This is a genomic window from Amycolatopsis sp. NBC_00355 (assembly GCF_036104975.1).
Classification (GTDB): domain Bacteria; phylum Actinomycetota; class Actinomycetes; order Mycobacteriales; family Pseudonocardiaceae; genus Amycolatopsis.
The window spans coordinates 3,427,901-3,439,781 of sequence record NZ_CP107982.1 but is presented as its reverse complement, the minus strand read 5'-3'; the positions used below and the strand labels follow the sequence as shown (position 1 = coordinate 3,439,781).

Annotated in this window: 11 protein-coding genes; 6 read left to right on the top strand and 5 right to left on the bottom strand. The window is 71.7% G+C overall.

Annotated features, from left to right (window positions below; translation table 11 throughout):
* Window positions 1-2 precede the first annotated feature (2 nt).
* Together OHS18_RS14705 and OHS18_RS14700 are read right to left on the bottom strand one after the other, a co-directional pair.
* Entirely contained in the window at window positions 3-419 is a 417-nt protein-coding gene (locus tag OHS18_RS14705; protein WP_328617434.1) for a pyridoxamine 5'-phosphate oxidase family protein, read from the bottom strand.
* Window positions 416-625, bottom strand: a complete 210-nt coding sequence (locus tag OHS18_RS14700; protein WP_328617433.1) for a hypothetical protein — start codon at window positions 623-625, stop codon at window positions 416-418. Before OHS18_RS14700 ends, OHS18_RS14705 begins: the two co-directional genes overlap by 4 nt.
* Before the next feature lie 67 nt (window positions 626-692).
* Here OHS18_RS14700 and OHS18_RS14695 point away from each other — a divergent pair, with 67 nt between their 5' ends.
* Complete coding sequence (locus OHS18_RS14695) at window positions 693-1,310, top strand: TetR/AcrR family transcriptional regulator (protein ID WP_328452409.1); 618 nt, start codon at window positions 693-695, stop codon at window positions 1,308-1,310.
* Here the strand turns inward: OHS18_RS14695 and OHS18_RS14690 are convergent.
* The 3 genes from OHS18_RS14690 to OHS18_RS14680 all read right to left on the bottom strand — a co-directional run bounded on the left by OHS18_RS14690 (window position 1,300) and on the right by OHS18_RS14680 (window position 4,260).
* The gene (locus OHS18_RS14690; RefSeq protein ID WP_328617432.1) at window positions 1,300-2,415 is read right to left on the bottom strand and encodes a hypothetical protein; all 1,116 of its coding nucleotides are present in this window, start codon (window positions 2,413-2,415) and stop codon (window positions 1,300-1,302) included. The two genes, OHS18_RS14695 and OHS18_RS14690, sit on opposite strands and share 11 nt — an antisense overlap.
* Before the next feature lie 203 nt (window positions 2,416-2,618).
* Window positions 2,619-3,425, bottom strand: coding sequence for an NAD-dependent epimerase/dehydratase family protein (locus tag OHS18_RS14685; RefSeq protein WP_328617431.1), 807 nt, complete (start codon window positions 3,423-3,425; stop codon window positions 2,619-2,621).
* A 25-nt stretch (window positions 3,426-3,450) separates the two neighbouring features.
* Window positions 3,451-4,260, bottom strand: coding sequence for an IclR family transcriptional regulator (locus tag OHS18_RS14680; RefSeq protein ID WP_328452422.1), 810 nt, complete (start codon window positions 4,258-4,260; stop codon window positions 3,451-3,453).
* A gap of 275 nt (window positions 4,261-4,535) precedes the next feature.
* On the opposite strand from OHS18_RS14680, the gene OHS18_RS14675 reads away from it, so the two are divergent.
* The 5 genes from OHS18_RS14675 (at window position 4,536) to OHS18_RS14655 (ending at window position 11,837) form a co-directional block, all read left to right on the top strand.
* On the top strand, window positions 4,536-5,471 hold the full coding sequence (locus OHS18_RS14675) for a 5-dehydro-4-deoxyglucarate dehydratase (protein WP_328452424.1): 936 nt from the start codon (window positions 4,536-4,538) through the stop codon (window positions 5,469-5,471).
* Window positions 5,471-6,727 carry a glucarate dehydratase family protein gene (locus OHS18_RS14670; protein ID WP_328617430.1) on the top strand — a complete coding sequence of 419 codons (1,257 nt, stop codon included), beginning with the start codon at window positions 5,471-5,473 and terminating at the stop codon, window positions 6,725-6,727. Before OHS18_RS14675 ends, OHS18_RS14670 begins: the two co-directional genes overlap by 1 nt.
* Window positions 6,728-6,731: 4 nt before the next feature.
* Window positions 6,732-7,862, top strand: coding sequence for a hypothetical protein (locus OHS18_RS14665; protein ID WP_328452428.1), 1,131 nt, complete (start codon window positions 6,732-6,734; stop codon window positions 7,860-7,862).
* A gap of 15 nt (window positions 7,863-7,877) precedes the next feature.
* Window positions 7,878-9,332 carry an aldehyde dehydrogenase (NADP(+)) gene (locus OHS18_RS14660; RefSeq protein ID WP_328617429.1) on the top strand — a complete coding sequence of 485 codons (1,455 nt, stop codon included), beginning with the start codon at window positions 7,878-7,880 and terminating at the stop codon, window positions 9,330-9,332.
* A 129-nt stretch (window positions 9,333-9,461) separates the two neighbouring features.
* Window positions 9,462-11,837 carry a polysaccharide lyase 8 family protein gene (locus OHS18_RS14655; protein WP_328617428.1) on the top strand — a complete coding sequence of 792 codons (2,376 nt, stop codon included), beginning with the start codon at window positions 9,462-9,464 and terminating at the stop codon, window positions 11,835-11,837.
* Window positions 11,838-11,881: the final 44 nt, after the last annotated feature.

The following is an 11,881-nucleotide window of genomic DNA, read 5'->3' as shown; positions in this document are numbered from 1 at the left end:
GGTCAGTACAGCTTCCGGTAGCCGGCTTCGAGCATGGCCTCGAACTGCGCCGGGTCGACGTCCACGCCGAGCTGGTCGGACACGATCTCGCCGGCCGAGGGCAGCTCGCCGGCCAGCGCCTGGCTCGCGGGATCCCAGAGCCGGGACCGGATCAGCGCGCGGCCGCAGTGGAAGAACACCTGCTCGACCTCGACGACGATGGCCAGGTCGGGCTCCTTCGCCTCGGTCCGCATCCGGGCGAGCACGCCGGGGTCGTCGGTGACGTACGCGCGGCCGTTGACACGCAGGGTTTCCCGCATGCCGGGGACGAAGAACAGCATCCCGACACGGTCGTTCTCGGCGATGTTGCGGAAGGAGTCGGCGATCTTGTTGCCGGTGCGGTCGGGCATCGCGACCGTGTGCTCGTCGAGCACCTTCACGAAGCCGGGGTAGTCGCCGCGGGGTGAGCAGTCGGCGCGGCCCGCGGCGTCGGCGGTGGCGTGAGGAAGGGGGAGTGGGCGATGAAGCGGCGGGCGTGCCGGTCGACGTGGTCGCCGATCTTGGCCTCGATCATCGCCTCGGGCTCGCCCAGCCGGGCCCGCACCTCGGCCATGGAGACTCGGTGCAGCGTATCTGTGCTGGTCATGACACAATTATGAGCAAATACTCAGGTCTTGCGCTACTCGCTTTCGAGGCGCGCGGAAGGGAGCGCCGTGCCGTCGGACCAGCGCCGCATCCAGCCACGTAAACAGCCGCGTCAGGTCCGCGCCGAGCTGACCCGGCAGCGGATCCTGACCGCGGCTGCTCACGTTTTCGGCGAGCACGGGTACGCCGCGGGTACCACCAACCGCATCGCCGAGCGGGCCGGGATCTCCATCGGCTCGCTGTACCAGTACTTCCCGAACAAGGACGCGATCCTCGCCGAGCTGCTGCTCCGCCACCTCGACGACGGCGCGGCCGCCACGGCGAAGATCCAGGCCGGGCAGCTGCCCGGCCCGATCGACGAGGTCTTCCGCGTCTTCGTCCGCGGCGCGATCGACACCCACCTCGACGAGCCCCGGCTGCTGCGCGTGCTGCTGGAGCAGGCGCCGCGGTCACGGCACCTGCTGGAGAAGGTCGAACGGCTCAAGCTGTCCCTGGTCACCTACCTGCGGGAGCTCCTGGACGGCCACCCCGAGGTCCGGGTCGCCGACACCGAGACGGCGGCGCGGCTGATCGTCACGACGGTCGAGCTGGTCGTCCACCAGCTCGTGGCCGACCACGAGCCGGTGGACGTCGCCCGGCTGGAGGACGAGATGGTCGCGATGCTGACGCGCTACGTCAGGGGGTGAACTTCCGGGCAGGTCGGTCGAGCAGCCTCATGAGCATTTCCGCTTCCTCCGGGCTGGCCGGGAGGTCCTCGTCGGACGAGTCGGCGGTCTCGAGGCTGCGCAGCAACGTCGTGGGCTCCCAGCGGCCGCGGCCGGCGTAACGCTCGGCCCGCGCGCTGTCCCTTCCCCGGATCAGGGCGTGGGCGCGGCGGACGTCGAGCCCGTCCGCGAACGTCCGGAAGACGCCGTGGTAGTGGCCTTGCCACACGTGGCGTTGCTTGAACTGGCGCACCCGCCGGGCCAGTTGGAAGGCGTGCGTGACTTCGGTGTCCGGGGCGGCTTCCTCGACCGTCCAGTACGGGTGCTCGGCGACCTTCGCCAGCAGGCCGGACGCCGTCCACTCGAGGTCGCGCCCGAAGACCCGCTCGGTTCCGTCGTCGAGGTGCACCACCGCGCGCGGGTAGGCCTGTCCGTCGTGGAGCAGGAAGCAGCGTGACCGGGGCAGCCGCGCGGTGATCCGCTCGACCTCCTCGGCGCTGAGGGGCAGGTTGCGGTGCCAGTCATCGCGGAGCTGGTCGGAGCGGACCCACAGCCCGTCGCGGACGTAGACCTCTTCGACCCCGTTGTCGCGCCGGACCACGGAACAGACCTCGTCGAGGTCGATCCGGGGGAACGGGCCGGGCAGGATCCCGAAGTACTCGACGGTGTCCGTCCGGCGGGCCCGCCGGACGCCGGTCGCGAGCGCGAACAGCAGCTTTTCCGCCTGGTGCTCGGGGATCTCCTCGAGCCGAAGCCCCGGCGGAACGGGCTCCCACCGCAGGTTCCGCGTGTGGGCCTCGGCGAACGCCGGGATGCGGCGAACCACGGCGACGGGGTAGGAAAGGTCGTTCCAGGCCACCGGCCACTGGGGAGTGGCGACCTGCCAGCGGAGCCGGTCGTGTTCCGCCTCGGTGACCGGCAGCGACACGGTCCCGGGCGGGTCTTCCGCCGCCGCCCGCCAGGTTCCGTCGGCGCCGAGCCGTTCGCGGACGCCCTCGCGACAGCGCAGCAGAACTTCGGGGCGCTTCAGCGTGTCGGCGAAAGAGACGCTTTCGAGGTGCACGAAGTACTCGTACTCCCTCGCCATTCCGTGCGCTGACGTTGCTCGCGGACGTGCCGGGCGATCGCGTACCGGTACTGCTCGAAGTCCTCGTAGCCGCACTCTTCGGCGGCCGCGTCCGGCAGGTCGGCCGGTACCCATTCCAGATCGTGGGTGAAGCCGTGAATGGCCCATTGAGGGACTTCAAGTCCCTCAATGGGCCATTCACGGACCACCACGGGTGGGTGGGGTCAGAGCGGGTTGAACTCGCCGAGGGGGGCGGTGCAGAACGGGCCGCCGACGTACTCGGCCGCCGCGCCCGTGGGAGCCGGGCGGGAAGCCAGCTGCTCCGCGTAGACCTCGGCGTCGTCCAGGGACTTGTACCCCAGCGCTTCGGCTTCGGCCAGGGAGTAGATCCGGCGGGTGTTGTCCGAGACGCCCCAGATCAGCCGGTAACCCGGTGACGGTGCGGCGAGGCAGGCTTCGAACAGGCGGGCCCCGTCGTCGGGGGAGAGCCACGTCGTCAGGCCGCGCGGGCCCAGCGGCAACGGCGTCTCGAAGCACGAGCCGATGCGGATCACGATGACGTCCATCCCGAACCGCGAGTGGTACAGGCTGCCGAGCGCCTCGATCACGGCCTTGCTGACGCCGTAGTACGTGTCCGGGCGCGGCGAGGAGTCCGCGGGGAGGTCGTCGTCGTTGCGCCGGAAGCCGACGGCGTGGTTGCTGGACGCCAGGACCACGCGCTTGACCCCGGCTTCGCGGGCGGCTTCCAGCACCGTGTGGGTGCCGTCGATGTTGACGTCGAGGGTGGCGGCCCACGAGTTCTCGCGGCTGTGGCCACCGAGGTGGATCAGCGCGTCGACGCCCTCGCACGCCGAGGCCATCGCCGCCGCGTCGGTGACCGACGCCGTCACGATTTCCTCCGAGGCGTCCGACGCCGTCTGCGGGGCCACGTCGAGCAGGCGCAGCACCCGGCCCGGGCGCCGCAGGCGGGGGCGCATCAGGGTGCCGACGACCCCCGCCGACCCGGTGATGAGCACACGCTGGTCCGTCATGGAGTTCCTTCCGTAAGGGCGGCGGTCAGCGAATCCCGGCCCGGCGCAGCTGCTGCCCGAGCTCGGCGGTGGTCTCCGCGAGCAACTCGCCGACGCGCTGGGCGTCGGCGTCGGTCACCTGGGAGATGGGCATCGAGCAGCTGATCGCGTCCGTGCCCGGGATCCGGTAGGGGATCACCGCGGCGACGCACCGGACGCCCAGCGTGCCCTCTTCGATCTCGGCGGCGTATCCGCGCTCGCGGGTCGCGGCGCACTCGGCGTGCAGGGCTTCGAGCGAGGTGATGGTGTTCGGGGTCAGCGGGATCAGCGTCGACGGCAGCAGCGCCTCGATCTCGTCGTGCGTCAGTTCGGCCAGCAAGGCCTTGCCCAGCGCGGTCGCGTGCGTGGGCAGCGTGCGCCCGACGCGCGAGACGAGGTGCGTGGAGCGCTGCGACTCCCGCGTCTCCAGGTAGACGACCTCGGTGGCGTTGCGGCGCGCGAAGTGCGCGGTGAACCCGGTCTTCTCCCGGATCCGCTCGAGGGCCTCGGTGGCGAACGGGACGACGGCGTCGCGGTCGAGGTAGGCCGTGCCGCAGATCAGCGCGCGGACGCCGAGCCGGTAGCGGGCGGTGTTGGCGTCCGCCTCCAGCCAGCCGGCTTCCAGGAGCGTGCGCAGCAGGCCGTGCAGCGACGAGCGCGGGAACCCGGTGCGCGCGTGGAGATCGGAGAGCGAGAGCCAGACGTCGTTCGCCGCGAAGGTCTCGATCAGATCGACGGCCCGGCGCGCGGATTTCACCCCTGACGACTCGGCCGGCGCCCCGTCGGTCGCCGCCGGGTTGTCCACCTTTTGCGGCATTTTCGCGCCTCCGTCCGGCCGTTGACTTGTGACTCCGGCCATATTAGCGTCCCGAACAACGTTCTTATGGATGAACATAATCACTATAACAGACCGCGTTCAAGGATGTGAATATATCGTCGGGACTTGCACCCCCGCCGCGCATGCCACCGTCTCCTGCGCTCATGTGCCAGTGAAGCCGCTCGAGTACAACGGAGACATGGGGGACCTGGTGCAGCACCGCGAAGCAGCACCGAGCACGGCCGAAACCGACAAAAGGACGAGAGCGGAAACTGATGGCACAGAACGAGATCGAGCTGGACGGCCTGCTGGCGTTCCCCCTCACCCCGTTCACCGAGGACCTCGAGGTCAACCTCGACGCGCTCGCGGAGAACGTGGAGAGCCACATCGCGGCCGGCGCCGGTGCGCTGTTCGTCGCGTGCGGCACCGGCGAGTTCAGCTCGCTCTCGCCCGCCGAGCACGCCGCGGTGCTCGCCAGGTCCCGTGAGGTGGCCGCCGGCCGCGTGCCGGTCTGGGTGGGTGCCGGTGGCGGCGCCGCGTCGGCACGGGCCGGCGTCGCGGCGGCCGAGGCCGGCGGCGCGGACGGCGTCCTGCTGCTGCCGCCGTACCTGGTTTCCGGGCCGCAGTCGGGTTTGGTCGACTTCGTCCGCTACGCCGTCGGCGACACGTCCGTGCCGGTGATCGTCTACCACCGCGGCACCGGCGTGTTCACCGCGCCGGCCGCGGCGTCGCTGCTCGACATCCCCTCGGTCGTCGGGCTCAAGGACGGCTACGGCGACGTCGAGGTGATGACCCGGATCGTCACCACGATCCGCTCGCTCGACACCGACCGCGCGCGGGACTTCCTGTTCTTCAACGGGTTGCCGACCGCGGAGATGTCCGCCAAGGCGTACGCCGCGATCGGCGTCGCGCGTTACTCCTCGGCCGTGCACTGCTTCGCGCCGGAGATCGCCCACCGTTTCCACCGCGCGCTCGCCGAGGGCGACAACGCGACGATGGACACCCTGCTGGCCGGGTTCTACCTGCCGCTGGTGGCATTGCGCGACGAGTCGCCCGGCTTCGCCGTGTCGCTGGTCAAGGCCGCCGCCCGGCTGCGCGGCGACAAGGTCGGCTCGGTCCGGCCGCCGCTGGTCGAGCCGACGCCAGAGCAGATCGACCGGCTGCAGAAGGTCGTGGAGGACGGCTTCACGACCCTGAAGGCGCTGAGCTGATGAAGATCCTCGACGTGGTGCTGACCCCGGTCGCGTTCGCCGACCCGCCGCTGCTCAACGTCATGGGCGTGCACGAGCCGTTCGCGCTGCGCGGCATCGTCCAGGTCAAGTGCGAGGACGGGATCGTCGGGCTCGGGGAGTCCTATGGGGACGAAGCGTTCCTCGGCGAGGTGCGCAAGGTGCTGCCGCGGCTGCGCGGCCACGACGTCTTCGACCTGCCCGGCCTGCAGCGGCTCGTCGCGCAGGCGCTGTCGGGCACCGTGCTGACCGACGCGCACGGGCTGATCGGCGGGTTCTCCATCCGCAAGACCGTCGCGAGTGTGTACTCGCTGTTCGAGGTCGCCTGCCTGGACGCGCAGGGGCACCTGCTCGGCCGCCCGGTGAGCGACCTGCTCGGCGGCAAGGCGCGCGACGCCGTCGAGTTCTCCGCGTACCTGTTCTACAAGTACGGCAAGCACATCGACGGCCGCGAGGACTCCTGGGGCGAGATCACCACGCCCGAGACCCTGGTCGGCTCGGCGAGGCGGATGATCGACGAGTACGGCTTCCGCTCGATCAAGCTCAAGGGCGGCGTTTACGAGCCCGCGCAGGAGGTCGACGGGATCCGCGCGCTGGCCGAGGCGTTCCCCGGGCACCCGCTGCGGATCGACCCGAACGCCGCGTGGACGCCGGAGACCGGCATCCGCGTCGCGTCCGAACTGGACGGTGTCCTGGAGTACCTCGAAGACCCGACGCCGGGCATCGAGGGCATGGCCCGCGTCGCCGAGCAGGCGTCGATGCCGCTGGCCACCAACATGTGCGTGGTGAACTTCGGCGACGTCGAGCCCGGCTTCCGGGCGCGCGCCATCGGCGTTCTCCTGTCGGACCACCACTTCTGGGGCGGTCTGCGCGCCACCCAGTCGTTGTCGGTGACGTGCGAGAGCTTCGGCGTCGGCCTGTCGATGCACTCCAACAGCCACCTCGGGATCAGCCTGGCCGCGATGGTGCACGTCGCCGCGGCGACCCCGCACCTGACCTACGCCTGCGACACGCACTGGCCGTGGAAGGTCGAGGACGTCATCGAGCCGGGCGTGCTGGAGTTCCGCGAGGGCGCCGTCGCCGTGCCGACCACGCCGGGGCTGGGCGTCACGATCGACGAGGACGCGCTCGCGAAGCTGCACGAGAACTACGTCCGATGTGGACAGACCAAACGGGACGACGTGACCTACATGCGCCAGTACGTCGAGGGTTTCGAGCCGAACACGGCGAGGTGGTGACCCGGTGAAGGTGACCGGCTACGCCTACCCGTGGGACGTCCTGGAGGACGGCTTCCTCGACCGCGCCCGCGGCCTCGGCGTCGACGAGGTGGCCGTCGCGCTGTCGTACCACAGCACCCGCGCGGCGACGCCCTGGTCGGCGTCGCGCACGGCCGTCGTGGCGCGGCACGCGGCGTTCCACCGGCCGGTGCGCCCGTCGGCGTGGGGCTCGCTGCGTCCGTCCACTCCGGACTGGACCACGGCGGAGGACTCCGGCGGCGACGCCGTCCGGCTGCTCAACGAAGCCGGGATCCCGGCCGCCGCGTGGATCGTGCTGACGCACAACTCGCAGCTCGGGTACGAGCACCCGGACGTCGCCGTGCGCAACTGCTTCGGCGAGGTCTACCCGTGGGCGCTGTGCCCGTCGCAGCCCGCGGTGCGCGAGTACGCCGCGGCCATGACCGCGGAGGCCGTCGCCGGGCTCGACCTGTCGTCGGTGGTCCTCGAAGCGTGCGGCCCGCTCGGCGCGGTGCACCAGCACCAGCACGAGAAGACCGACGGCGTCTGGGCGCCCGCGGTGGCCCGGCTGCTGTCGATCTGCTGCTGTGACGCGTGCGCTTCTTCGTGGGACGTCGACGCGGACACCGTCCGGGCCCAGCTCGTCGAGGAGGTCCGCCGGCTGATCGCCACCGGCGACCTCGGCGCCGTGGCCGACGCCCTGCCGCCGTCGCTGACCCAAGCGCTGCTGCGGACTCGGCAGGACGCCACCGACGCGCTGCGGGCCGCCGTGCTGGCCACGCTGCCCGAGGGCACCCGGATCGTGCTGCACGGCGCGCTCGACCCGTGGGTCACCGGCGCCCTGCCCGGCCTGACGCCGGGCGCCATCGAGGACGCCGATTCCGTCGTATTGTTCGGCTGGGTGCCCGCGACGGGGGCCGACGCCGTCGCCGCGGCCAGGGAAGCCCTGCCGGAGCGGGTGGCGATCGGCAGCTACATCACCGCCGTGGCGGCCGCCCCCGTGCCCGACATCGCCGCCTACGTCGGCGAGCTCGCCAAGGCGGGCGCGGCCGAGCTGCACCTGTACCACCTCGGACTGGCCGGTCCGGGCCGCTGGCGCGACCTGGACACCGCCACCGCCGCCGCCCACGAGAACTGAGGAGCTGTACCCGAAATGAGCCAGGCCACCGACGCCGCCACGCTCGAGAAGATCCTGGCGGCCGCCGCCGAAGCCGCCCGCCCCGCCGCGGAGGCCACCCCGGCCGAACGCGGCCGCTGGCTGGTCGCGGTCGCCGACGCCCTCGACGCCGCCGCCGGCGAGCTGGTCCCGCTGGCCCACGCCGAGACCCACCTGCCCGCCACCCCGCGGCTGGCCGGCGAGCTGAAGCGCACGACGTTCCAGCTGCGGCTGTTCGCCGAGTCCCTCACCGACGGCGCGTACCTCGGTGCCACCGTCGACCACGCCGACGCCGACTGGCCGATGGGCCCGCGCCCGGACATCCGGCGCGTCAAGACCGCGATCGGCCCGGTGCTGGTGTTCGCGGCCAGCAACTTCCCGTTCGCGTTCAGCGTCGCCGGCGGTGACACCGCGTCCGCGCTGGCCGCGGGCTGCCCGGTGATCCTCAAGGCGCACCCGGGCCACCCGGAACTGTCCGCGCAGACCGGCCTGATCGTGCGTGAGGCGCTGCTCGAGGCGGGCGCCCCGGCCGGCCTGTTCAACGTCATCTTCGGCCAGGACGAGGGCGTCACCGCGCTGCAGGACCCGCGGATCGCGGCGGCGTCGTTCACCGGGTCGATCCCGGGCGGGCGCGCGTTGTTCGACATCGCCAACGCGCGGCCGCGGCCGATCCCGTTCTACGGCGAGCTGGGGAGCGTGAACCCGGTGGTCGTCACCGAGGGCGCGATCGCCGCCCGCGGTGAGGCCGTCGCGAAGGGCTACGCCGGGTCGTTCACCCTCGGCGCCGGCCAGTTCTGCACCAAGCCGGGCCTGCTGTTCCTGCCGGAGGACCACGGCCTGACCGAGACGCTGCGCTCGGCGCTGGACGGCGCCGCGGCCCAGCCGATGCTCAACGACCGCATCGCGAGCGGGTACGCCTCGACGCTCGCGAAGCTTCGCGAGGTCCCGGGGGTCGACGTCGTCGCGGCGTCGCCGTCCGAGGCACCCGCGTTCACGCCGACGCTGCTCGCCACCACCGGCAAGCAGTTCCTCGAGGGCGGCGAGGCCGTGCACCAGGAGTGCTTCGGGCCGGCGTCGCTGATCGTCACCTACGCCGACCAGGCCGAACTGCTGCGCCTGCTCGACGTCATCGAACCGGGACTCACCGCCACGATCCACGGCGAGGAGTCCGACGCGGACTGGATCCGGCCGGTCCTGCCGGCTCTGGCCCGCATCGCCGGCCGGCTGCTGTGGAACGACTGGCCCACCGGCGTCACGGTGAGCTGGGCCCAGCAGCACGGCGGCCCGTACCCGGCCACGACCGCCCCGACCACGACGTCCGTCGGCACCGCGGCGATCGAGCGCTTCCTGCGCCCGATCGCGTGGCAGGGCTTCCCGGACGCCCTGCTGCCCGAACCCCTGCAGGAGGCCAACCCCTGGCAGCTGCCCCGACGCACCGACGGAACCCGCTGACCCCGTCGTGAGTGGTTAGGGCGGTTAGAACCGCCCTAACCACTCACGACCCCGAACGCCGCCGCAGCACCGCATTCCCGTTCCCCTTTCCCGCAAGCCAAGGATGTCTTGATCCTGGGAGGCATTGTCATGCCCGTGAACCGGAGAAACGCCCTGCGCGGCGGCGCCCTGGCGGCCGCTTCCACCGTGTTCCTCACCCGCCCGGCGTTCGCCTCGGCCGCCACCCCGGTGGCCGCGGCGAGTGGCGTTCCCGCCGCGACCGCGCCGATCGTCGCGGCCTACCGGCAGCTGCAGAGCGGCATCAACCGGCCGTCACCCGAACGCACCGCGGCGCTGGCCAACCTGAGCCGTGTCGCCAAGGCGTACCACGACAGCCTGTCCGTGGCGGGCGGTGGTGCTCCACTGTGGACGGACCTGCCGCTCGGCCCCGGCAGCGACTACACGACGTCGATGTACGCGCGGCTGCGCGCCATCGCCGTCGACTGGGGCACCCCCGGCGGCGCGCTGGCCGGGGATCCGGCGGTGCTGACCCGGATCAAGGCGGCGCTGGAGCTGATCTACGCCAGCCAGTACAACCCGGATGTCGGCGAGATCGGCAACTGGTACACCTACGAAATCGGCGTCCCGTACTACGTTCTGCACACGCTTTCGGTGGTCGCCGACCAGCTGACCGCCGACGAGCTCGCCCGGTACGTCAGCCCGATCAAGCGGTTCGTCGGCAACCCGAACGTCCGCGCGAACAACACGGCGCTCGTCGAGACCGGCGCGAACCGCGCGGACAAAGGCCTGATCTCGATCGTCGCCGGCGCGCTGATCGGCGACCCGGCCTGGATCAAGACCGGCATCGACGCGCTCACCGACGTCGCGGGCGGGGGCGCGGCGAGCGTCGTCGCACGGCTGGACCGCGCGGCAGGTGACGGCTTCCACGTCGACGGCTCGTTCATCCAGCACGACACCATCCCGTACCCCGGGCACTACGGCATCGTGCTGCTCACCGCGCTGGCCGGAGCCATCCACGTCACGCAGGGCACCGAGTTCGCGCTCCCGCAGCCGCTGAAGGACAAGATCTACGCGCTGGTCGCGGACGCGTTCGCGCCGTTCGTCTACGCCGGCGCGCTGGTGGAGCCGGTGCGCGGGCGGATGCTGTCGCGCCAGGGCGAGACCGGGCACGACATCGGCCACCAGCTGACGGTCGCGACGCTGGTGCTGGCCCGGACGGCTTCGGGCAAGACCAAGACCGACCTCAACGCCCTCGCGGCGAAGTGGATCACCGAGGGCACGTACGCGCCGTTCCTCAAGATCCCGGACCCCGAGCGGTTCGCGCCCGGCCCGGACCTCGTGGCCACGCCGGGCATCGAGTTCGCGCAGGACATGCTGGCGGCACGCGCCCGCCCGGCGCGGACGACGGCCGCGCACCGGATCTTCGGCCAGCAGGACCGCATGGTGCACGTCACCGGGGACTGGACGGCGTCCCTGGGCGTCAGCTCGACGCGGATCTCCCGCTACGAGTCCATCAACGGCCAGAACCTCAAGGGCTACCACGTCGGCGACGGCGTGCTCTACACGTTCGTGCCGAACGCGAAGGGGCACTACACCGACGCGTACTGGCCGACCGTCGACCCGCTGCTGCTGCCGGGCACGACCGAGAACGACGGCCCGCCGGACCCGAAGTTCGGCAACGTCCCGGTCGGCCCGAACCCGCACACCGGCGGCGTCCGCTGGGACGACAAGCACGGCGCCTTCGCGTTCGACTTCAAGTCCTGGGACGGTTCCCTGACCGGCAGGAAATCGTGGTTCTTCACGCCCGCCGGGATCGTCTGCCTGGGCGCGGGGATCACCAGCACGTCGGCGGCCGCGGTGCGCACGACGATCGAGAACCGCAACCTCGGCGAAGGCGGTAAGGGCGCGTTGACCGCGGACTTCCGGCGCGTCGCGACCGACCTCGGGAAGGTCTCCGCACTGAGGCGGCCGAAGTGGCTGCACCTGGAGAACGTCGGCGGGTACGTGCTGCTCGACGACGCTTCGGTGACGGCGTTGCGCGAGGACCGCACGGGCGCGTGGCGCGACATCGACACCGGTGCCAACACCAAGGGCACGACGGCGCCGAACACGCGCCGGTACCAGAAACTGGTGCTGGAGCACGGGACCAAGCCCGTGAACGCGACGTACGCGTACGCGGTGCTTCCGGGCGCGTCGGTGCTCGGCACGGTCGCCGCGGTCGGGGTGTTTTCGGCATGGCAGGTGCGGGCCAACACCGCGACGGTCCAGGCGGTCCAGGTCGGCGAGACCCTGCTGGCGAACTTCTTCGCGGCCGGCTCGGTCGGCGATGTCCGGGTGTCCGGGCCGGCGTCGGTGGCGATCGGGCGGTGCGGCTGGGGTCGGCAGCTCGCGGTGTCGGACCCGACGCAGACGCAGGACAGTGTCACGGTGACGGTGCGCGGCAAGTCCGTGGTGGTGCCGTTGAAGGGCAGCTTCGGCGCGACGAAGGTCGTGCCGCTGCCGTGACATGCGGGGCTTCGCCCCGGCCGGGGGCTCCGCCACCCGGACCC